At 69.4% G+C, this 20,098-nt stretch carries 19 protein-coding genes; 14 read left to right on the top strand and 5 right to left on the bottom strand.

Going from position 1 to position 20,098, the window contains the following annotated elements; translation table 11 throughout:
• The first annotated feature begins 53 nt into the window (after positions 1 to 53).
• From ABNT58_RS04730 to ABNT58_RS04720, 3 genes are all read left to right on the top strand, one after another.
• Positions 54 to 1,028, top strand: coding sequence for an aliphatic sulfonate ABC transporter substrate-binding protein (locus ABNT58_RS04730; protein WP_348752355.1), 975 nt, complete (start codon positions 54 to 56; stop codon positions 1,026 to 1,028).
• Positions 1,029 to 1,423: 395 nt separating this feature from the next.
• Positions 1,424 to 1,828 carry a hypothetical protein gene (locus tag ABNT58_RS04725; RefSeq protein ID WP_348752352.1) on the top strand — a complete coding sequence of 135 codons (405 nt, stop codon included), beginning with the start codon at positions 1,424 to 1,426 and terminating at the stop codon, positions 1,826 to 1,828.
• A 327-nt stretch (positions 1,829 to 2,155) separates the two neighbouring features.
• Positions 2,156 to 2,365, top strand: coding sequence for a hypothetical protein (locus ABNT58_RS04720; protein WP_348752351.1), 210 nt, complete (start codon positions 2,156 to 2,158; stop codon positions 2,363 to 2,365).
• Between the two features lie 14 nt (positions 2,366 to 2,379).
• On the opposite strand, the gene ABNT58_RS04715 is transcribed toward ABNT58_RS04720, so the two are convergent.
• The gene (locus tag ABNT58_RS04715) at positions 2,380 to 3,945 is read right to left on the bottom strand and encodes an ABC transporter substrate-binding protein (protein WP_348752354.1); all 1,566 of its coding nucleotides are present in this window, start codon (positions 3,943 to 3,945) and stop codon (positions 2,380 to 2,382) included.
• A gap of 216 nt (positions 3,946 to 4,161) precedes the next feature.
• Here ABNT58_RS04715 and ABNT58_RS04710 point away from each other — a divergent pair, with 216 nt between their 5' ends.
• The 7 genes from ABNT58_RS04710 to ABNT58_RS04680 are packed head-to-tail and all read left to right on the top strand — an operon-like array spanning position 4,162 to position 11,984.
• Complete coding sequence (locus ABNT58_RS04710; RefSeq protein WP_348752353.1) at positions 4,162 to 5,163, top strand: LLM class flavin-dependent oxidoreductase; 1,002 nt, start codon at positions 4,162 to 4,164, stop codon at positions 5,161 to 5,163.
• 18 nt (positions 5,164 to 5,181) lie between these two features.
• Positions 5,182 to 6,525 carry an LLM class flavin-dependent oxidoreductase gene (locus ABNT58_RS04705; protein ID WP_348752350.1) on the top strand — a complete coding sequence of 448 codons (1,344 nt, stop codon included), beginning with the start codon at positions 5,182 to 5,184 and terminating at the stop codon, positions 6,523 to 6,525.
• Positions 6,525 to 7,733 carry a M20 aminoacylase family protein gene (locus ABNT58_RS04700; RefSeq protein WP_348752349.1) on the top strand — a complete coding sequence of 403 codons (1,209 nt, stop codon included), beginning with the start codon at positions 6,525 to 6,527 and terminating at the stop codon, positions 7,731 to 7,733. The genes ABNT58_RS04705 and ABNT58_RS04700 overlap by 1 nt, the downstream gene beginning before the upstream one ends.
• On the top strand, positions 7,730 to 8,266 hold the full coding sequence (locus tag ABNT58_RS04695) for a GNAT family N-acetyltransferase (RefSeq protein WP_348752348.1): 537 nt from the start codon (positions 7,730 to 7,732) through the stop codon (positions 8,264 to 8,266). Before ABNT58_RS04700 ends, ABNT58_RS04695 begins: the two co-directional genes overlap by 4 nt.
• 19 nt (positions 8,267 to 8,285) lie before the next feature.
• Positions 8,286 to 10,079 (top strand): amino acid ABC transporter permease/ATP-binding protein, encoded by a 1,794-nt coding sequence (locus ABNT58_RS04690; protein WP_348752347.1) that lies wholly within the window; start codon positions 8,286 to 8,288, stop codon positions 10,077 to 10,079.
• Between the two features lie 28 nt (positions 10,080 to 10,107).
• Positions 10,108 to 11,040 carry an ABC transporter substrate-binding protein gene (locus tag ABNT58_RS04685; RefSeq protein WP_348752346.1) on the top strand — a complete coding sequence of 311 codons (933 nt, stop codon included), beginning with the start codon at positions 10,108 to 10,110 and terminating at the stop codon, positions 11,038 to 11,040.
• Complete coding sequence (locus ABNT58_RS04680; protein WP_348752345.1) at positions 11,037 to 11,984, top strand: ABC transporter substrate-binding protein; 948 nt, start codon at positions 11,037 to 11,039, stop codon at positions 11,982 to 11,984. The genes ABNT58_RS04685 and ABNT58_RS04680 overlap by 4 nt, the downstream gene beginning before the upstream one ends.
• A gap of 9 nt (positions 11,985 to 11,993) precedes the next feature.
• Here the strand turns inward: ABNT58_RS04680 and ABNT58_RS04675 are convergent, their stop codons facing one another.
• The 3 genes from ABNT58_RS04675 to ABNT58_RS04665 all read right to left on the bottom strand — a co-directional run bounded on the left by ABNT58_RS04675 (position 11,994) and on the right by ABNT58_RS04665 (position 15,091).
• Positions 11,994 to 12,875, bottom strand: coding sequence for a PEP-CTERM sorting domain-containing protein (locus tag ABNT58_RS04675; RefSeq protein WP_348752344.1), 882 nt, complete (start codon positions 12,873 to 12,875; stop codon positions 11,994 to 11,996).
• 96 nt (positions 12,876 to 12,971) lie between these two features.
• The gene (locus ABNT58_RS04670; RefSeq protein WP_348752343.1) at positions 12,972 to 14,108 is read right to left on the bottom strand and encodes a glycerophosphodiester phosphodiesterase; all 1,137 of its coding nucleotides are present in this window, start codon (positions 14,106 to 14,108) and stop codon (positions 12,972 to 12,974) included.
• Positions 14,109 to 14,281: 173 nt separating this feature from the next.
• The gene (locus ABNT58_RS04665) at positions 14,282 to 15,091 is read right to left on the bottom strand and encodes a class II glutamine amidotransferase (protein ID WP_348752342.1); all 810 of its coding nucleotides are present in this window, start codon (positions 15,089 to 15,091) and stop codon (positions 14,282 to 14,284) included.
• A 362-nt stretch (positions 15,092 to 15,453) separates the two neighbouring features.
• On the opposite strand from ABNT58_RS04665, the gene ABNT58_RS04660 reads away from it, so the two are divergent.
• The gene (locus ABNT58_RS04660; RefSeq protein ID WP_348752341.1) at positions 15,454 to 16,344 is read left to right on the top strand and encodes a fatty acid desaturase; all 891 of its coding nucleotides are present in this window, start codon (positions 15,454 to 15,456) and stop codon (positions 16,342 to 16,344) included.
• A complete protein-coding gene (locus ABNT58_RS04655) occupies positions 16,341 to 17,096 on the top strand; it encodes a PhnD/SsuA/transferrin family substrate-binding protein (RefSeq protein ID WP_348752340.1) in 756 nt (251 codons plus the stop codon). The genes ABNT58_RS04660 and ABNT58_RS04655 overlap by 4 nt, the downstream gene beginning before the upstream one ends.
• A 29-nt stretch (positions 17,097 to 17,125) precedes the next feature.
• Here ABNT58_RS04655 and chrA read toward each other — a convergent pair whose 3' ends face one another.
• Positions 17,126 to 18,475: a chromate efflux transporter gene (gene chrA / locus ABNT58_RS04650; protein WP_348752339.1), complete on the bottom strand. Its 1,350-nt coding sequence runs from the start codon at positions 18,473 to 18,475 to the stop codon at positions 17,126 to 17,128.
• A gap of 191 nt (positions 18,476 to 18,666) precedes the next feature.
• On the opposite strand from chrA, the gene ABNT58_RS04645 reads away from it, so the two are divergent.
• Together ABNT58_RS04645 and ABNT58_RS04640 are read left to right on the top strand one after the other, a co-directional pair.
• Positions 18,667 to 19,416: a hypothetical protein gene (locus ABNT58_RS04645; protein WP_348752338.1), complete on the top strand. Its 750-nt coding sequence runs from the start codon at positions 18,667 to 18,669 to the stop codon at positions 19,414 to 19,416.
• A 14-nt stretch (positions 19,417 to 19,430) separates the two neighbouring features.
• Positions 19,431 to 19,844, top strand: a complete 414-nt coding sequence (locus tag ABNT58_RS04640) for a hypothetical protein (RefSeq protein WP_348752337.1) — start codon at positions 19,431 to 19,433, stop codon at positions 19,842 to 19,844.
• Positions 19,845 to 20,098: the final 254 nt, after the last annotated feature.

Raw genomic sequence — 20,098 nt, 5'->3', positions numbered from 1 at the left:
GTGCCGGTCTCGGTGGACGGCCAGCGCAGCCGGGTGCGCAGCCCAGCCGCTCAATGAGCCGGCGACTCGATCCCGCCGCCACGCGCCGCCAGCTGCTGGTCCTGGGCCTGGGCCTGGCGGCCGCGCTGCCGCTCGCCGCGCGGGCCGCCGGGCCTGCCCACAAGCTGCGCATCGGCTTCCAGAAGTCGTCGACGCTGATGATCTTCTTGAAGTCGCGCGGCACGCTGGAAAAGGCGCTGGCGCCGCTGAACGTGGCGGTGTCGTGGCACGAATTTACCTCGGGCCTGCCGCTGCTGGAGGCGCTCAACATCGGCGCCATCGACCTCAGCGCCGACGTGGCCGATGCGGTGCCGCCTTTTGCGCTGGCGGCCGGGGCCAAGCTCACTTACGTGGCCATCGAAACCCCGTCGCCGCAGGCGCAGGCCATCGTGGTGCGCAGCAACTCGCCCATCACCAGCGTGGCCCAGCTGAAGGGCCAGAAGGTGGCTTTCGCCAAGGGCGCCGGCGCGCACTTCTTGCTGCTGGAAGCGCTAGCGGCCCACGGCCTCAGCGTGCGCGACATCGAGCCGGCCTACCTGAGCCCGGCCGATGGCCGCGCGGCCTTTGAAGGCGGCAACGTGGCCGCCTGGGTGATCTGGGACCCGTTCCTGGCGGCGGTGCAGCGCCAGGCCGGCGCCCGCATCCTGGTCGATGGCACGCGCCTGTCGGCCTACCGGCGCTTCTACCTGGCCGCCACGCCGTATGCACAGCGGCGCGGTGACGTGCTGGCCACGGTGTATGCCGAGCTGCAGCGCGCCGGCGAGTGGATCAAGCAGAACCCGGGGCCGGCGGCCGAATGGCATGCACCGGTGATCGGCCTGGACGCCGCCACCGTGGAGGCCGCCAACCTGCGCCGCAGCTACCGCGTGCAGCCGGTGGATGGCGAGGCGCTGGCCGAGCAGCAGCGCATCGCCGATGCCTTCGTGCAAGCGCAGATCCTGCCGTGCAAGCTGTTGATCGCCGAGTCTCCGGTGTGGCGACCGGCGTGATCATCGCTGTGCCTGGGCGGCACACTGTGAATGCCACCGAATGCGAGGCCCTTGGCCGCAATCGCCATTGGTATGACTTTGGGCTTGGTCCGGGCGATGGTGTTACCGCCGGCTCCGCTCGCGAGCGCAAGGGTTGTCTGAGCCTCGCGTGTGAGAGATGAGGTTGCGTTGCTCGAGCATTGCTGCCGGGCTCCCAGCGTTCGAAGATCAGACCCATGAGTAGGAGGAGATGAAAAAGCATCACTTCATATTTGGTCTTCCAGAGCGGCGCCTTTTCTGCCATGAGTGAACAGCCGTCTTCTTGCTGACTAACTTCGCGATGAGTTCAACCGCCGATCTGCGGGAACTGATCGACAGAATTGTTTATTCGAGCTACCCTGTAGCTGCATCGAGAGTTGGCTTCACGGACCAAGTTCGGCGACGTGCGGCGCATCGCGAAACCCCTGGAAAGGCCAGTGATGAAGTTATTTATAGATGGTGCTGAGCGCGATCGCCGAGAGCGTAAGCTCGGCGCCGTTGTTGGTGGTTGCGCAGCGATTTTTGGGCTGGGAATCCCGCTACTCGGTTGGCTAATTGCTCTGATGATTACCGGACGAATGTGCGCCCAGGCGTACATCAACTCATCTAGCCGAGCGTTGGACATCCTCTTGTCATTGTTTGGCTTCCTGGCCTATGGCGCGATAGTTGTGTTGACCTTTTTCATTCCGGGAAAGAACTCTTTCCTGATGTGCGTTCTCCCCGCTGCTTGGGGCGCAATTTGGCTTTGGATTGCGCAGGCACGCTTCTCCTTTTTTGATTGAGTGGCCCTCTCCTTGGCATCGCTTGTGGCTCGGAGGCACTCAGGCCACCGCTCCGGTGCAGGGGACGTCGGCGCATGCCTCGTCAGTCTGCTTTGTTGCCTTGAAGGCGCTAACAAGTGTCTGGGTGTGCTCCTTGGTGGGACTGCGGCGTGATCCTCACACTGTGTGAAGCCGGCTGAGCAGAGCTTGGCAAGTGAGGTCATCGATGTACCTCGGCGTGTGATGGCGGGTGGGTGTTGATGTGAACCTACCGTCGCTTTGGTGCATGGTGCGCGTCTGCCCCAACACGAGCAGCGTGCGCTCGTTCAGAGCTTGAAAGTTCGCGTCTTGTCTACTTTTTTCAGGGGGCTGGTGACGCGTGGGGCGACGTTCCTGTTTGCCAACGTTGCGCCAGCGATGCTGCTACCGAGACTGCTGGGCAACACGCTCTACATCGGCAGCTCTGTGGCGCGATTTCGTCAATTGGTGCTGGCCTTGCTGACCCGTTCGGGCCTGGCGCTGCGGATGTCTTTCATTCTTTTGTTGCTCGGGCCGTAGATTTGCCTGATCGATCAGTCGATGCGCGTGTAGCGCAGCTCCAGCTGGTTGTTGGCGCGGTGCACGGTGTTGACGTTGTCGCGCACCGCCCAGGGCGTGACCTGGTGGTGCAGCGGGATCAGCGCCACATCGTCCTGCGCCAGCTTCAGGGCCTGCCGCAGGGTGTCCGTGCGGCGCTGCGGGTCGGCCTCGGTCTTCAGCCGGTCGATCAGCGTGTCCAGCGCTGGGTTGCTGTAGCGGCCGTAGTTCCAGTTGCCGTCGGCGCCCGTGCCCACGGTGCGCACCAGCGACTGCAGCGTGTACAGCGCATCGAAGGTGGGCACGCCCCAGCCGAACAGGTACAGGCTGGTGTCGTTGCGGGCGATCTTCTGGAAGAAGGTGGTGGCCGGCTGCGCATTCAGCCGCGCGGTGATGCCCACGCGCGCGAAGTAGCTGGTCAGCGCCTTGCAGATCTCTTCGTCGTTCACGTAGCGGTTGTTGGGGCAGTCCAGCGTCACTTCAAAGCCGTTGGGGTAACCCGCTTCGGCCAGCAGCGCCTTGGCCTTGGCCGGGTCGTAGGGCAGGCGGCGGTCGCCCTCGGCCGTCCAGCCTGCCACCTGCGGCGCCACGTAGGCACCCGCCGGTTGTGAGAGGCCGCGCATCACCACACGCTGCAGCGTGAAGGCATCGATGGCGTGGTACAGCGCCTGCCGCACCCGCAGGTCCTTGAAGGGGTTGCGGCCCTTCACGCTGGCGTAGGCCAGCTCGTCGCGCTGCTGGTCCATGCCCAGGAAGATGGTGCGGAACTCGGGCCCTTCGATCAGCTTGACGCCCGGCGTGTTGCGCAGCTTCTGAATGTCTTGCGTGGCGGGGTCGAGCACGAAGTCCACCTCGCCCGACAGCAGCGCCGCCAGCCGGGTGGCGTCGGACGCGATGGGCTGGAACACCACCTCGGTGACGTTGCCCTGCATCTTGCCCCACCAGTTCGGGTTGGCCACCAGCACGGTGCGTGCATCGGCCTGCGTGCTCTTGAGCATGTAGGGGCCGGTGCCGTTGGCATTGCGCACCGCGAAGGTCTCTTCGCGCTGGGCGAAGTTCTGCGGCTTGTCCACCTTGTTCTTCAGCGCCCAGGCGCGGCTCATGATGCGCACCATGGTCAGCTGGCGCAGCAGCACCGGGTTGGGTGCGGCCAGGCGCAGCTCCACCGTGCTGTCGTCGATGCGCTGGATGCTCTCCACGCCCGCCAGGTAGGCCTTGATGCCCGAGCTGGGCGCCTGCGCCCGCTCCAGCGAAAACACCACGTCGTCGGCGGTGAAGGGCGTGCCGTCGTGAAAGCGCACGCCGCTGCGCAGCTTGAAGCGCCAGGTGCGTGCATCGGGCTGGCTCCATTGCGTGGCCAGGCCCGGTTCGATGTTGAAGCCCTGGTCGTAGTGCACCAGCGCATCGTGGGTATAGGCGGCAAAGGCCGTGGCCGGCCCGACGTTCAACGCATGCGGATCGAAGGTCAGCACGTCTCCCTGGGCGGTCCAGCGGAAGGTCTTGGCCTGCAGCGGCAGCGCAGCGGCCAGGGCGATGCCGCAGGCCAGCAGGCCGGCGCGCAGGGCGGAGGTCTTGAAGAGGTGTCGCATGAGATCGCGCAGCGATGGGAAGAGGGCGCGCATTGTGGCCAATGCGCGCGGCATGCCCAACGGCGCTTTGTGCATGACCTCATGCGGGGGCACGGTCATATCGACATGCCAACAAAGCGCAAGGCCAAACGGGCCGGGACTTCCAGAATTTGCCGACCCCCCTCATGAGCCTGGATGCTCGCCGCGACCGTGACCTACCGACTGTCCCTGCTCGACAAGAGCCCCATCCCCGAAGGCGCGCATGCGGCGGCGGCCTTGCGCCACACCGTGGCCCAGGCGCAGCGGGCCGAGGCGCTGGGCTACCACCGCTACTGGCTGGCCGAGCACCATGCCTCGCCGCTGCTCGCCGGCTCGGCGCCCGAGGTGCTGGTGGCCTACCTGCTGGCGCGCACCTCGCGCATCCGCATCGGCTCGGGCGGCGTGATGCTGCAGCACTACAGTGCCTACAAGGTGGCCGAGGTGTTCAAGGTGCTGGCCGCGCTGGCACCCGGCCGTGTCGATCTGGGCGTGGGCAAGGCGCCGGGCGGGCTGCCGCTGTCCACCCGCGCGCTGCAGGCCTACCACGATGCGGCGCGCAAGCCCGGCTTTGAAGAGCAACTGATGGAGCTGGCCGGCTTCTTGCGCAACCAGCTGCTGGCCGCGCATCCGCTGGCCGAGGCGGTGGCCACGCCGGTGCCGCCGCTGGCGCCTTCGCGCTTTCTGCTGGGCGGCAGCGTGCAAAGCGCCCAACTGGCCGCGCGCCATGGCTGGCAGTTCGTCTACGCCGGGCACTTCAATGGCGACCCGGTCAACATCGAGCAATCGCTGCGCGCCTATGCCGATGCCAGCGGCCGCAAGGGCCTGCTGGCGGTGTATGCCTTCGCCGCCGACACCGAAGAGGCCGCGCAGGCCCAGGTGGGCGCCTTGCGCAGCTACCGGCTGCACCTGCCCGATGGCCGCAGCGTCAAACTGGCCACGCTGGAAGCAGCCGCCGAGTTCGCCCGCCAGGCCGGCCACACCGACTACCGCACCGAAGAGCGCCTGCCGCAGGTGATCGCCGGCACGCCCGAGCAGGTGCGTGCAGAGCTGGATGCGCTGAGCCGCCGCCACGGCGTCGACGAATTCGTGATCGACACCCCGGTGCCCGGCTTTGCCGAGCGCCGTGCCTCCATCGAGCTGCTGGCCGGCGCCACGCAGACGGTGGAAGCCTGAAAGCCCCGAGGAGCCCCGATGAGCCACACCCCCATCCCCTTCGGTCTGATGCTGCAAGGCGCGGGCGGCCACATGAACGCCTGGAAGCACCCCAGCGGCCCGGCCGATGCCAGCGTCAACCTGCAGCACTACCTGCGCATCACCCAGCAGGCCGAGGCCGCCGGCATCGCCTTCGCGTTCGTCGCCGACGGCCTCTACATCAACGAGAAGTCGATCCCGCATTTCCTCAACCGCTTCGAGCCGCTGACGCTGCTGTCGGCGCTGGCCGTGGCCACCACGCGCATCGGCCTGGCGGGCACCGTCAGCACCTCGTACAGCGACCCCTTCACCGTGGCGCGGCAGTTCGCTTCGCTCGACCTGCTGAGCGGCGGGCGAGCGGGCTGGAACGTGGTCACTTCGCCGCTGGAAGGCAGCGGCCTCAACTACAGCCGCCCGCACCCCGAGCATGCGCTGCGCTACGAGATCGCCGACGAGTACCTGGCTGTCACCCAGGGCCTGTGGGACAGCTGGGACGACGATGCCTTCGTGCGCGACCGCGCCACGGGCCGCTTCTTCGACCCCGCCAAGCTGCACACGCTGAACCACCGCGGCCGCTTCTTCCAGGTGGCCGGGCCGCTGAACATCCAGCGCTCGGCCCAGGGCCAGCCGGTGATTTTCCAGGCCGGCTCGTCCGATGCCGGCATCGGCCTGGCGGGCAAATACGCCGATGCGGTGTTCACCCATTCGCCCAACCTGGACGACACCCGCAGCTTCCTGCGCCAGGTCAAGGCCAGTGCGGTGGCCCAGGGCCGGCAGGCCGAGGACGTGAAGGTGTTCCCCGGCATCGGCCCCATCGTGGCCGCCACGCGGGCCGAGGCCGAGGCCAAGTTCGAGGCCATCCGCCAGCTCATCACCATCGACGAGGCGCTGGCCTACCTGGGCCGCTACTTCGACCACCACGACTTCAGCCAGTACCCGCTGGACGAACCCTTCCACGAGCTGGGTGAGATCGGCCGCAACAGCTTCCGCTCCACCACCGACCGCATCAAGGCCGATGCCCGTGCCCATGGCAAGACGCTGCGCCAGGTGGCGCTGGAGCAGGCCACGCCGCGGCCGCAGTTCGTGGGCACCGGGCCCGAGGTGGCCGATGCCTTGATCCGCTGGGTGGACGAAGGGGCGGCGGATGGCTTCATCCTCGGCTTTCCGGTGCTGGCCCAGGGCCTGGCCGACTTCATCGAGTTCGTGATCCCGGCGCTGGAAGCGCGCGGCCGCTGGCAGCGTACGCTCCCCGGCCACACGCTGCGCGACCATCTGGGCCTGCCGCGCAAGGCCAGCCGGCATGCGGCCGGCAGCCAGGCCGCAGCGGCGCAACAGGCGGCGTGATGGGCAGCTCCTTGCGACAGACGCTGGCGCGCGGCGAAGCGCTGCGCGTGGCCACCCAGCTGCAGGACTGGGCCGATGAGTTCATCGCGCTGCGCCGCGACATCCACCGCCACCCCGAGCTGGCCTACCAGGAGCACCGCACCGCCGAGCTGGTGGCCGACCGCCTGCGCGCCTGGGGCTACGAGGTGGCCACCGGCATCGCCGGCACCGGCGTGGTGGGCACGCTGCGGCGGGGCGATGGCCCGCAGCGCCTGGGCCTGCGCGCCGACATGGATGCACTGCCCATCACCGAGGCCACCGGCCTGCCCTACGCCAGCCTGCGGCCCGGCGTGATGCATGCCTGCGGCCATGACGGACACACTGCGGTGCTGCTGGCGGCGGCCCGCTACCTGGCGGAGCAGGGCTGCTTCAGCGGCACGCTGCAGCTGATCTTCCAGCCCGCCGAGGAGATGGGCGCAGGCGCCCAGCGCATGATCGACGAGGGCCTGTTCGAGCGCTTTCCGGTGGATGCGGTGTTCGGCCTGCACAACTGGCCCTGCGTGGCGGCGGGTCACATCGGCTGCGTCAACGGGCCGGCCATGGCCTCGGTCGACCAGGCCACCATCACCGTGCGTGGCCGCGGCGGCCACGGCGCCATGCCGCACGAAGCCGTGGACCCGGTGGTGGCCACCGCCCATGTGATCACCGCGCTGCAAAGCGTGGTCTCGCGCAACGTCGATCCGCTGGACATGGGCGTGGTGACGGTGGGCATGCTGCAAGGCGGCATCGCGCCCAACGTCATCCCCGACAGCGTGGAACTCAAGCTCACCACCCGGGCCTTCCGGCCCGAGGTGCGGGCGCTGCTGCAGCAGCGGGTGCCGGCGCTGGCCCGTGCGCAGGCCGAGAGCTTCGGCGCCACCGCCGAGGTGGTGTTGCGGCCCGGCTACCCGCCGGTGATCAACCACGACGCCGAGACCGACCTGGCCCGCCGCGTGGCCGAGCAGACCTTCGGCCCCGGCGTGGTGGAAGCCGGCTTCAAGCCCCGCACCGCCAGCGAAGACTTCGCCTACATGCTGCAGGCGCGGCCGGGCGCCTACCTCTTCTTCGGCAACGGCGACGGCCCGCCGCTGCACAGCCCCAGCTACGACTTCAACGACGGCGTGCTCGTGCCCGCGGCCACCTACTGGGTGCGCCTGGCCGAGACCTTTCTGCAGGAGCCAGAACAATGAGCACCCCCGCCGATGCCTTCCTCTACACCACGCTGCGCGATCCGCTGGCCTGGCCGCTGATCGACGAGCTGAGCCACGAGTACCAGAGCCGCTACGGCGACTTCTACGAACGCAGCGGCGAGCCGCGCGAGATGGAGAAGTACCCGCCCGAGGTGTTCACACCGGCGCAGGGCGGCAACTTCCTGCTGCTGCTGCGCGGCGGTCAGGCGGTGGCCGGAGGCGCCTTCAAGCGTCTGGACGAGACCACCGCCGAGTTCAAGCGCATCTGGACGCGCCACGACCTGCGCCGCCAGGGCCTGGCGCGGCGGGTGCTGATCGAGCTGGAGGCGCAGGCCGCGCGCCAGGGCTATGAGCGGGTGTACCTCACCACCGGCTTCCGCCAGCCCGAAGCCACGGGCCTTTACCTCACGCACGGCTACACCGGGCTCTTCGATCCCGATGCCGACCTGGAGGCGCTGCGCCGCCTGCCCTTTGAAAAGTTCATCACGGCCGCCGTCCCGGGCCTGGTTCAACGAGCCACTGCCGCGGCCTGAGCGCCGCAGGAGACCTGCCATGACCACGCTGCCTTCCCCCGGCCTGCCGCCGCCGGCCTTGCCCGCCCGCGGCGACTTCCATCATCTGCGCGTGGTGCCGGCGCGCTACCCGGCGCGCACCATCGGCACCCTCGTGGCCGCGGCCATCATCGTGCTGGTGCTGCACTCGGTGTTCACCAATGAGCGCTGGGGCTGGGGCGTGTTCGCCGAATGGTTCTTTGCCGAGCCGGTGCTGGTGGGCCTGGGCCGCACGCTGCTGCTCACCGCGCTGGGCGCGCTGTTCGGCTTTTTCCTGGGCACGCTGCTGGCGCTGGCGCGGGTGTCGCGCTCGCCGCTGCTGTCGGGGCTGAGCTGGGTGTACGTGTGGATCTTCCGGTCCATCCCGCTCATCGTGCTGCTACTCATCATCAACAACCTGGGCTACCTGTACGCCACCATCACGCTGGGCATCCCGGGCACACCCTTCACCTTCTTCAGCTGGCCCACCACGCAGCTCATCAGCCCCTTCGTGGCGGCGCTGCTGGGGCTCACGCTCAACCAGGCGGCGTTTTCGTCCGAGATCATCCGCGGCGGCATCCTGTCGGTGGACCAGGGCCAGCTGGAGGCCGCAGCCGCGCTGGGCCTGTCGCGCCGGCGGCAAATCTCGCGCATCGTGCTGCCGCAGGCCATGCGCTCCATCCTGCCGCCGGCCTTCAACGACATCATCGGCCTCGCCAAGGGCACCTCCAACGTCTACATCCTGGCGCTGCCCGAGCTGTTCTACACCATCCAGATCATCTACCGGCGCAACCTGGAAGTGATTCCGCTGCTGATGGTGGCCACCGTGTGGTACCTGGCCATCCTGACGGTGTTGTCGGTGGTGCAGCACCAGGTGGAGCGGCACTATGCCAAGGGCGCGCTGCGCAATCCGCCGCCTTCGCTGTTCTCCAGGCTGGCGGCCCGCTGGGCGCGGCGCGGCGCGGGCAGTGCACCGGCCACGGACGCTGCTGAAGTCGCCAACGCCGCCGCCGGGCCGTCGCCCACCGCGCGCCGCTGGACCGGCAGCCGCACCACCGGTGGCGAGGTGACGCTGCACGGCGTCAGCAAGCGCTACGGCGCGCTGAAGGTGCTGGACGACGTCAACCTCACCATTCCGCGCGGCAGCGTGACGGTGATCCTGGGCCCCAGCGGATCGGGCAAGAGCACGCTGCTGCGCAGCATCAACCACCTGGAGCGGGTGGACGCCGGCTTCATCGCCATCGACGGCCAGCTGATCGGCTACCGCCAGGAGGCTGACGCGCTGCACGAGCTGTCGGAACCGCAGATCCTGCAACGCCGGGTCGACGTGGGCATGGTGTTCCAGAACTTCAACCTGTTCCCGCACCTCACGGTGCTGGAGAACCTGGTGGAAGCACCGGTGTCGGTGCGCGGCGTGCCGCGCGCGCAGGCCGAGGCCGAAGCCCATGAACTGCTGGCCCGCGTGGGTCTGGCCGACAAGGCGCAGGCTTATCCGCGCCAGCTGTCGGGCGGCCAGCAGCAGCGGGTGGCCATCGCGCGGGCGCTGGCCCTCAAGCCCAAGGTGCTGCTGTTCGACGAGCCCACCTCGGCGTTGGACCCCGAGCTGGTGAACGAGGTGCTGGACGTGATCAAGGAGCTGGCCCGCAGCGGCGCCACCCTGGTCATCGTCACCCACGAGATCGGCTTTGCGCAGGAGGTGGCCGACACCGTGGTCTTCATGGAGCAGGGCCGTGTGCTGGAGGTGGGTTCGCCGGCCCAGGTGTTCCACACGCCCAGCCATGCGCGTACCGCGGCCTTCCTGGCCAAGGTGCTGTAAACCTCAATTTCAACTGAACTTGAACATGATGCTTTCCCTCGTTCGTCGTGGCCTGTCGGCCGCTCTCCTGGCCCTGCCGCTGCTGGGCCTGCACTTGCCCGCCGCCGCGCAATCGCCCGACTTAAGCCCCGAGCAGGCCGGCCGCCCCCGTTCACAGCCCGTGCCCGAGGCCCTCAAGCTGCTGCCCAAGGACTTCAAGTTCGTCAAGGACGGCGTGCTGACCGTAGGCACCACCACCGGCCGGCTGCCTTTCGGCGCCTATGCGCTGGACAACAAGACGCCGGTGGGCAATGCGCCAGACATCGCGCAGCTGGTGGCCGACAGCCTGGGCCGCAAGCTCGAGCTGGTGAGCGTGGCGTGGGCCGACTGGCCGCTGGGCCTGCAAAGCGGCAAGTTCGACGTGGTCATCTCCAACGTCACGGTCACCGAAGAGCGCAAGGAGAAGTTCGACTTCTCCACCTACCGCAACGACACGCTGGGCTTTTACGTGCCCGCCAACAGCAAGATCGCCGCGATCAAGGAGCCCAAGGACGTGGCCGGCCTGCGGGTGATCGTGGGCTCGGCCACCAACCAGGAGCAGATCCTGCTGCGCTGGAACCAGCAGAACGTGGCCGCCGGCCTGAAGCCGGTGGAGGTGCAGTACTACGACGACGACGTGGTGCTGTACCTGGCGCTGCTGTCGGGCCGCGCCGACGCCTACCTGGCGCCCAACGGCATCGCCGCCCACAACGCGCGCGACGGCCGTACCAAGCTGGTGGGCACCTTCTCGGGCGGCTGGCCGCAGACGGCCGAGATCGCGGTGACGTCCCGCAAGGGCTCGGGCATCGCCGAGGCCATCACCGCCGCGCTGAACGCGCAGATCGCCAACGGCAACTACAACAAGGCGCTGGTGCGCTGGAACCTGCAGTCCGAGGCCATCGCCCTGGCACGCACCAACCCGCCCGGGCTGCCGCGCAAATGAACGTGCTCACTCGCCGCCGCTGGAAGTCCTGGGCAGCGGCTGTGGCCGCGGGGCTGTGCTTGTTCCTGGCCGGGGCCGCGGGGGCCGCGGCCACTGCCGACCTGTCGCCCGAGCAGGCCGGCCGCGTGCGGGCCGAGCGCGATGCCCAGGCCGTGGCCGCGCTGCCGCCGGGCTGGCAACCGGTGCAGCCCGGCGCCTTCACTGTGGCCATCCATCCGGCCGCGCCGCCTGTGTCCACCTATGCCACCGATGCACGCACGGTCGTCGGTGCCGACGTGGACATCGCGCAGCTGGTGGCCGATGCGCTGGGCCTGAAGCTGGTGCTGCAGCCGGTGGCCTGGGCCGACTGGCCGCTGGGCCTGGCGTCGGGCCGCTACGACGCGGTGATCAGCAACGTCGGCGTGACCGAGCAGCGCAAGGAGAAGTTCGACTTCAGCACCTACCGGCAGGGCCTGCACGGCTTCTACGTGCCGGTGGGCAGCCCGATCCAGCGGTTGGCCCAACCCAAGGACGTCGCCGGTCTGCGCATCATCACCAGCAGCGGCACGATCCAGGAGCGCATCCTGCTGGAGTGGAACCGGCAGAACCAGGCCGCCGGCTTGGCGGCGCTGACGCTGCAGTACCACGACGACGACGCCGCCCGCACGCTGGCCCTGGTGTCCGGCCGCGCCGATGCCAGCTTCAACCCCAACGCTGCCCAGGCCTGGGCTGCCGCGCGCGACGGCCGCATGCGCCGCGTGGGTCTGGTGAACGCCGGCTGGCCGCTGAAGGCGGACGTGGCCATCACCACCCGCAAGGGCAGCGGCCTGGTGCCGGCCGTCACCGCGGCGCTCAACCGCTTGATCGACAACGGTAAGTACGCCCAGGCGCTGGCGCGCTGGGGCCTGGAGGCCGAAGCGCTGACCAAGGCGGAGACCAACCCGCCCGGTCTGCCGAAGTTCTGAACCGCACTTTCAGCGCCGCCGGCGCTGGCGGCGCAACAGCGCGCCCAGCGCCAGCAGCCCGGCCAGGCTCATGGCCCAGGTGGCCGGCTCGGGTACGGCCGCGACCGGCACGCCGACGATGTTCACCAGGTTGCGGTACTCGGGCGCGACGGTGAACACCGGGTCGACCCAGGCGCTGCCGGTGCCGTATTCGTCCTTGTCGTGGTCCAGTCCCAGCATGCCGATGCCGGCGCCGGCGCGGGCCGACATGGACACGATGATCGGGGTGTAGGGCGCGATCTCGGCCCATTCGTCGACGTAGATCGACCCGTTGCCGCCGAACACGACGGGGCTCTGGTTCACGGCGCTTTGCACGCCGGTGTATTGGTAGATGTTGCTGACCGCGCCGTGCGGTTGCTGGCGGTATGCGAAGCCGAAGCTGATGGTGGCCACCGCCCACCCATCACTGCCGGTGGAGCCCGAAGCCTGCACCCTCAGTGGCACCAGCGCCGGCAGCACGGCGCCGGGCTTGGCCTCGATCTGGAACTCGTAGTAGATGTCGGCGTAGCTGCCGATCTGTTCATCGGCGGTGCTGGCGCTGGCGCGCACGGTGCCGCCGTGTTCAGCGGTGGCCGAGGCATTGCCGATGGTGCCGGTACCCTGGAAGCTGGTGTGTGTGAGCCGCACCGTGGTGCTGTCGGGCAGCCGCGGCGCGAGCTGCAGCTCACGTCCCGGCGGTTTGCCCGCGCTCAGCGTCTCGTCGGGCTTGTAGATGTCGGGCGATATGTCGATCGCGGCCTGGTATTGCGGCGACTGCAGGGTCCACGCCATGGACGGCGCGGCCAGCGCCGACAGGCTGCACAGCAGGGCGGCCCGGCGCAGGCCGGGCTTCAGAAGCGGGCGTTGTTGCATGCGTTTCCTCCGTGGCATTCATGAGCAGGGCAGCCAGCTGCCCTGCCACGCCATACGGAAAAATCGCGGCCGGCCGGACAAGCCGGCCGTGGGGGCTCAATCCACCGTCTTGCGCGCAGCCACGCCGGTGGCCGGGAAGTCGGTGAAGATGCCGTCCAGGCCCAGCTTCATGTAGTAGGCGATCTCGGTCTGCGCGTCCTTGAAGCCATAGATGCCCGAGTCGTCGCGGAAGGTCCAGGTGTGCACCAGCAGGCCGCGGGCATGGGCCGCTTCCACCACGCCGGTGCTGCCGTCCACGCGCCGGTCGTTGACGGTGAGGGTAGTGTCGCCAGTGCGCTCCACGCCGTCGTTCACGGTCTTCACCAGGTAGGGCTTCCAGGGGCCGATGGCGTCGGCATATGTCTTGACGAAGTCCAGGCCGGCGGGCGTCAGCAGATCGGAGAACAGCCGCGCATCGCCCTTGACCACGAAGTCGTAGGGCTGGCGGTAGGGCGCCACCAGCGACATGCTGCCGTCGTCCTTCACGTCGTCGGCATCGATCAGCTGCACCAGGCGGATGGCCGTCTTGCCGCGCAGGTATTGCAGGTTGCTGACCTCGAACGACTGGATGAACACCGGCGCGCTCTTGCTGTTGCCCCAGGCGGTGTGCAGCGCGGCGACCAGCTTGTCCTCGAACACGTTGGCGCCGAACAGGCCCGCGTGGAAGGTGGAGTGCTTGATCTCGGGATAGATGCCGATGGTGCGGCCGGTGCTGGTGCTGGCGCTCTTGGCCAGCGCGATGACTTCGGCCAGCGTGGGGATGGTGAACTGGCCGTCGTAGGCCTTGGAGCGGCCGGCCCGCGACTGCACCGCGCGCAGCGTCTTGATCTCGGCCAGCGTGAAGTCGCTGGCCCAGTAGGCGGTGGTGGGCACGCCGTCCAGCGAGCGGGTGCGCTTGCGCTCGGCGCCGAACTTGGTGGCCACGTCGGTGGTGTCGTCCAGGATCGGCTCATGCCGGGCCACCATCTCGCCGTCGCTGGTCAGCACCAGGTCGGGCTCGATGAAATCGGCGCCTTGCTCGATGGCCAGCTGGTAGCTCTCGAGCGTGTGCTCGGGCCGCAGGCCGGAAGCGCCGCGGTGGCCGATCACCAGCGTGGGGTCGCCGCTCAGCGTGGACCAGTTGTTGTCGTCGTTGCCGCAGGCCTGCAGCATCAGCACGGCAGCGGCTGCCGCCGCCATCAGTCGCCATTTCATCCGGGGCTCCTCGTTTGTTTCGAATGTGTGACGGCGCGCATGGTCTCGTGCACCCATGACAGCGCCGTGACGGATTCGATGCTGCCCAGGGCAGGCGCGGCGCGCCATGGGGGCAAACGCCCGCGCGTCCTCGGGGACGCTGGGCGCAGCCTGTGAAGTTAGGGGGGCAGCTGTCAGGCGGCGGCCGCCAGCACCTGCGTGGCCTGCTGCCACACCGGACGGCCGTGCTCGAACACGCGCAGTTCGCCGGGCGCGAAGGCCTGCCAGGGCTCGGTGTGGGTGAGGGGCTGCGTGGCCACCACCACCATGCGGTCGTCGGGGCCGTTGGCGCCGGCCAGGTCCAGCTCCAGGTCGCAGTCGACCAGCCGCGCGCGCGGGAAGGGGTGCTGGCGGGTCACCCAGTGCAGCTGCGTGCTGCCATGGGCATACAGCGCATGGCCGTCGGTCAGCAGCATGTTGAAGCTGCCGTGCACGCCGATCTGCGGCAGCAGCTCGGCCAGCACCGGCGCCAGCGCCTGCCAGTGCGGTGCCGGACCGTGGCCGCCGCCGAAGGCCTGGCGCAGGCGCTGCAGCAGCCAGCAGAAGGCATGTTCGCTGTCGGTCTGGCCCAGCGGCAGGTGGCTGCCGTCCAGCGGCGGCCGAAAGCCCTTGAGGTCGCCGTTGTGGGCAAACACCCAGCTGCGGCCGCGCCACTCGCGCACGAAGGGGTGGCAGTTGGCCAGGCTCACCTCGCCCTGGGTGGCCTTGCGCACATGGGCCAGCACCGTGCGCGCCCGCAGCGGGTGCTGGCGCAGGAAGGCCGCCAGCGGCGCATCGCAGGCGCGGCCGGCATCGTGAAACACCTGGGGCACCTGCCCGTCATGAAAGGCCATGCCCCAGCCGTCCGCATGGTGGTCGGTGGCCCCGCCGCGTGCCGAGAACCCGGTGAACGAGAACGTGGCCGCGGTGGGCGCGTTGCTGTGGATGGCAAGCAGTTGGCACATGGCGACAGGAAAAGCCCTGTCGCATTCTTCGGCCCGGGGGCGCTGAACCTAAGCGACCATTGCTTCGATGTTCATGCGCTGGCCGCACTTGGGCGGGCGCTGCGGGCCGGCCGCGGGCAGAAAAAAGGCCCGCTCGCGCGGGCCTTGAAAAGGCCACCCACCATCGGGGGCCAGGAGACAAGCGCCACTCTTGTTTCGCCGTTGCCGTGTTGTCTCGGTGCCCAGCGTAGCCGTGGTGCCGCGCCGGGTGGCCGAATGTTTTTGCATGCCGGCATGCAGCGCCCGAGTAAGCCGGCCGGCACATAAGCAAGCGCGCAATGCTTCGTTGGCGGGCGCGGGCCGGCTGCCTAAGGTGGCGGCGCATGAAAGTTGCCCGCCAAGAATGGCCGACCTGGGCCTTGATCGTGGCCGTGTACGGCGCCTGGCTCGGTGCGCTGGCCGCGCTGCCGGTGCTGGGGCCCGTGGCCGGCACGGCGCTGCTGACCCTGGCCTGCTGCTGGTTCATGAGCCTGCAGCATGAGCTGCTGCACGGCCACCCCACGCGCAGCGCGCGCATCAACCGCCTGCTGGGCCTGCTGCCGCTGGCGGCCTGGTACCCCTACGACCTGTACCGCAGCACCCACCTGGCCCACCACCGCGACGAGCTGCTCACGCAGCCGGGCATCGACCCCGAGAGCAACTACGTCAGCGCCCGCGACTATGCCCGACTGGGGCCCATCGGCCGCTGGCTGCGCCATGCCCAGCGCACGGTGCTGGGCCGCATGCTGCTGGGCCCGGCGCTGGTGATCGTGCCCACCTGGGCCGATGCGCTGCGCCGCCCGCTGCGCGGCGACCGCTCGCAGCTGGGCAGCTGGGTGCAGCACCTGCTGCTGCTGGCGGCGCTGCTGTGGGCGCTGCAGCGCTGGGCCGGCATCACGCCACTGCACTACCTGCTGGGCGTGTGCTACCCGGCATTGGGCCTGGCCATGCTGCGCTCGTTCTATGAACACCGGCCGGCCGCCGAGGCGGCGCACCGCGTGGTGGTGAACGAGGCGGGTTGGTTCTGGCGCTGGCTGTTCCTCAACAACAACTACCATGCGGTGCACCACGCCCAGCCGGGCCTGCCGTGGTGGCGCATCCGCCGCGTGTACCTGGCGCAACGGGCGCAGGTGCTGGCGTGCAACGGTCACTTCCTGGTGCAGGGGTATGGTCAACTGCTGCGCCGGCATGCCTGGCGACCGATCGACTCCCCCATCCACCGCACGCCCCGATGACCTTGCCTGCCCGCACCGCCGCGCTGCCGATGTACGACCTGCAGCCCGAGGCGGTGCAGGCCTGGTGGCAGGGGCTGGCCGCCGCACTGCGGCGCGAGGGCGTGGAAGAGGTGCCCGACGCCTTGAGCTGGCCCGACGACCTGGAAGCGCATTGGCGGCAGCCGCGGCTGCTGCTGAGCCAGACCTGCGGCCATCCGCTGGTCACCCGGTTATGGGACGCGGTGCAGGTGGTCGGCGCCATGCGCTATGCCGCCCCGGGCTGCGAAGGCATCCGCTACAGCAGCCTGCTCGTGGCGCGTGAGGGGCATGCAGGCGGCCTGGCCGCGCTGGCGGGCCGGGTGGCGGCGGTCAACGATGAAGGCTCCTACTCCGGCTGCATCGCGCTGCGGCGTGCGGTGGCGGCGGTGGGAGGCGATGAGCGGTTCTTCGGCCGCATCACCCTCACCGGCAGCCACCGCGCCTGCCTGGTGGCGGTGCGGCAGGGTGAGGCCGACGTGGCCGCGATCGATGCGGTGACGCATGCGTTGATCCAGCGCCACCAGCCGGCGCTGCTGCAGGGGCTGCAGGTCATCGGCCGCACGCCACTGGCGCCGGGCCTGCCGCTGATCACCGCGCTGCACACCTCGGCGCCGGAGCTGCGTGCGCTGCAACGTGGCCTGCAGGCCGCCTGCCACGACCCTGCGCTGGCGGCCGAGCGCCGCGCCCTGCTGATCGAAGGCTTCGAGCCGGTGCCGGCCAGCACCTGGGAGTAGCCGGCGTCAGCGCGGCAGCCAACGCCTGCTCAACCCGGCAACAGCGCTGGCGCGGCCAGCGTCACCACCAGCCCCGCCGGCGCGCTGGCCGCCAGCAAGGGCATCACGCCCAGCTTGAAGCGGAACAGCGCCACCGCCGCGGCCAGTGCGATCAGGGCCGACACCGCATCGAAGCGGCCGCCCCAGCCCTGCGGCCACAGCACATGCAGCGCGAAGAACACGGCCAGGTGGAGGATGACGCCCACCACCGCCGCGGTGATGGCCGACAGCGGCGCGGTGAAGCCCAGCTTGCCGTGGGTGGTCTCGATCAGCGGCCCGCCCGCCAGGATGAACACGAAGGACGGCAGGAAGGTGAAGAAGGTGACCACGGTGGCCGCCAGCGCACCGGCCAGGGCCAGCGCGTCGGGGCCCAGCAACTGGCGCGTCCAGCCGCCGACGAAGCCGACGAAGGCCACCACCATGATCAGCGGGCCCGGCGTGGTTTCGCCCAACGCCAGGCCGTCGATCATCTGCGGGCCGGTGAGCCATTGCTGCGACTCCACCGCGCCCTGGTACACGTACGGCAGCACGGCATACGCACCGCCGAAGGTCAGCAGCGCCGCCTTGGTGAAGAACCAGCCCATCTGCGCCAGCGTGCCCTGCCAGCCGCCCCAGGCCACCAGCGCGCCCAGCGCCAGCGCCCACAGCGCCAGGCCCACCAGCATCACCCGCGCCAGGCCACGGCGCGAGAAGCGCGCATGCGGCGGCGTGGGCGTGTCGTCGTCGATCAAGGCCGGTGCATGCGGCGCCGCGCCGGCCGCATGGCTGCCGCCCAGCGCAAACACCTGCGGCGCCCGGCGGGCGCCGAACCAGCCCACCACCCCGGCCGCCAGCACGATGGCCGGAAAGGGCACACCGGCCAGCGTGATGGCCGCGAACGAGACCGCCGCGATGGCCCACAGCCAGCCGTTTTTCAGTGCCCGGCTGCCGATGCGGTGGGCTGCATGCAGCACCAGCGCGGTGACCGCCGGCTTGATGCCGTAGAACAGGCCCGCCACCACCGGCACCTGGCCGAAGCGCAGGTACACCCAGCTCAGCGCGATGAGGATGAAGAGCGAGGGCAGCACGAACAGCGCGCCGGCCACCAGGCCGCCCCAGCGGCGGTGCATCAACCAGCCGATGTAGGTGGCCAGCTGCTGCGCCTCGGGGCCGGGCAGCACCATGCAGTAGTTCAGCGCATGCAAGAAGCGCTTCTCGCTGATCCAGCGGCGCCGTTCCACCAGCTCGCTGTGCATGATCGCGATCTGCCCGGCCGGGCCGCCGAAGCTGATGAAGCCCAGCTTCAGCCAGAAGCGGAAGGCCTGGGCGAAGGTGACGGTGGGTGGCGTGTCGGGTGGCATCAGCGCGCCAGCATAAGGTCACCGGATGTCAGGCGCCGGGCGGGATGCGGCGGTCGCCCGCTGCGGGTGGCGCGGGACCTCTTTCCTCTCGCCATGACCGTCGGCTGAGGTGGCGCACCTAGGCCGCAACGCCGTGGGCGCGCAAGATGGGGCTGCACGCCCCATGCGTGCCAACGCATCGAGGAGACGACATGAGACCTATCGGTATCAGGGCTGGCAGCGCCGTAGGGGTGCTGCTGTTGGCGGCTTCACCGCTGGCGTCGGCCGCGCTCCCTGGCAGTTGCGACGGCTCCAGCGACCCCTGCAGCTTCAACCTTGGCCGCGTGTCGGTGTCGTTGGCGCAGGGGACTGCTTCGTACAACGCCGGGGCGGAGTTCCTGTCTGGCGACGATGGCGACTTCGTGGCCGATCCTTCCTTGTTCAACAGCCTGGCTTTGCAGCAGTCAGGTGCCACCGAAGGCTTTTCCTTCTCGCCCAACCTGCAGCTGCGGGTGGGCGGCAGCGGGCGCAACGGCTACCACCAGTTGCTGGGCTTCTTCGAGTTCACCGGCCTGCGCTTCCAGGCCAACCCCGGATGGCGCATCGATGCACTGCGGCTGGAGGTGACCGGCCAGCACAGCGTGGTGGGCGACGCCAACTGGTCGTACGCCCTGCCGTTTGCGCTCAGCTTCAACGGCGACAGCTTTGCCGGTAGCGGCGCCATCAACCCCGACGATGCGTCGCTGCGTGCCGAGCTGATGGTGAGCGCCGCCTACCTGGAAGGCGAAGAAGGCACGGCGCCGGTGTACGGCTATGCCACCGCGGCCTTCCAGTCGGCGCGCTTCGTCGCCACGGTGTCCGCGGTGCCCGAACCCGGCGCCCTGACCTTGTGGCTGGCAGGCGGCGCCTGGCTGGTGGGCTGGCGGCGGGGATGGGTACGGCGTTTGCTGCATCGGCGGTAACCGACTGAGAGCCCATGCCGCGCCACCACTTCCTTCTCTCACCTGCTGCCCAGCCACCCGCCACCGTGCGGGTGTGGTTCGATCTGTACTGGGGACGGTTGCATTGGGTGGCGCGCTGGCATACCGCTAGCGGCGCGCGCGCGTGGCGCGGCAGCTTCATCACTTCGGTGCCCAGCCATTTCCTGGGATTGCTGCGTGGCCTGGTCGAGGAAGAGGTCCGGGCGTCGGTGCCGGCGCAGGCCGTCACGGCTCCTGCGCGGCTGCTCGATGCCCACCGACCGCCGGTCGCACCCCTGGTGCCATGGACCATCAAGCGCACGCTGGCCCATCCGCCGATGCCAGCTGCGGCGCCGCATGGCGCTTGGTGTCGCCGCAGCAGCTTGCCCAGCGGGCCTGGGGTGAAAGGTCGTCCGGAAGTGCGGCCCTGAAATCACCGGCCTGGAGGGTGCGGCCATTCGCGCCACTTTTTGAGGCACCATCACCAGGCCGTGCCGTTCCCAGGAGTTCGCCATGCACGTTGAAGCTCCCGCCTTTCGCGCCTTCATCCAGTCGCTGGAGGCGCTGGTCGCACAGGCCCCGCCCGAGCCGCGCCTGCTCGATGAAGCGGGCCGCCTGCTGGGCCGCCTGGTGGCCGACGACCGCTGGCTGCCTGCCGCCTATGCGGTGCCGGGCGAGCGCTACC

The sequence above is a fragment of the uncultured Aquincola sp. genome, from assembly GCF_964001545.1.
Classification (GTDB): Bacteria; Pseudomonadota; Gammaproteobacteria; order Burkholderiales; family Burkholderiaceae_C; genus Aquincola.
The sequence above is the reverse complement of the archived record's forward strand: the minus strand, read 5'-3'. Positions and strand labels throughout refer to the sequence as shown.

Coding starts and splice junctions, on each gene's coding strand:
- ABNT58_RS04690 (WP_348752347.1), top strand. CDS start 8,286: ATGACCACGCTGCCTTCCCCCGGCCTGCCGCCGCCGGCCTTGCCCGCC.
- chrA (WP_348752339.1), bottom strand. CDS start 18,475: ATGCCACCCGACACGCCACCCACCGTCACCTTCGCCCAGGCCTTCCGC.
- ABNT58_RS04665 (WP_348752342.1), bottom strand. CDS start 15,091: ATGTGCCAACTGCTTGCCATCCACAGCAACGCGCCCACCGCGGCCACG.
- ABNT58_RS04695 (WP_348752348.1), top strand. CDS start 7,730: ATGAGCACCCCCGCCGATGCCTTCCTCTACACCACGCTGCGCGATCCG.
- ABNT58_RS04670 (WP_348752343.1), bottom strand. CDS start 14,108: ATGAAATGGCGACTGATGGCGGCGGCAGCCGCTGCCGTGCTGATGCTG.
- ABNT58_RS04660 (WP_348752341.1), top strand. CDS start 15,454: ATGAAAGTTGCCCGCCAAGAATGGCCGACCTGGGCCTTGATCGTGGCC.
- ABNT58_RS04685 (WP_348752346.1), top strand. CDS start 10,108: ATGCTTTCCCTCGTTCGTCGTGGCCTGTCGGCCGCTCTCCTGGCCCTG.
- ABNT58_RS04675 (WP_348752344.1), bottom strand. CDS start 12,875: ATGCAACAACGCCCGCTTCTGAAGCCCGGCCTGCGCCGGGCCGCCCTG.
- ABNT58_RS04640 (WP_348752337.1), top strand. CDS start 19,431: ATGCCGCGCCACCACTTCCTTCTCTCACCTGCTGCCCAGCCACCCGCC.
- ABNT58_RS04705 (WP_348752350.1), top strand. CDS start 5,182: ATGAGCCACACCCCCATCCCCTTCGGTCTGATGCTGCAAGGCGCGGGC.
- ABNT58_RS04730 (WP_348752355.1), top strand. CDS start 54: ATGAGCCGGCGACTCGATCCCGCCGCCACGCGCCGCCAGCTGCTGGTC.
- ABNT58_RS04680 (WP_348752345.1), top strand. CDS start 11,037: ATGAACGTGCTCACTCGCCGCCGCTGGAAGTCCTGGGCAGCGGCTGTG.
- ABNT58_RS04655 (WP_348752340.1), top strand. CDS start 16,341: ATGACCTTGCCTGCCCGCACCGCCGCGCTGCCGATGTACGACCTGCAG.
- ABNT58_RS04645 (WP_348752338.1), top strand. CDS start 18,667: ATGAGACCTATCGGTATCAGGGCTGGCAGCGCCGTAGGGGTGCTGCTG.
- ABNT58_RS04700 (WP_348752349.1), top strand. CDS start 6,525: ATGGGCAGCTCCTTGCGACAGACGCTGGCGCGCGGCGAAGCGCTGCGC.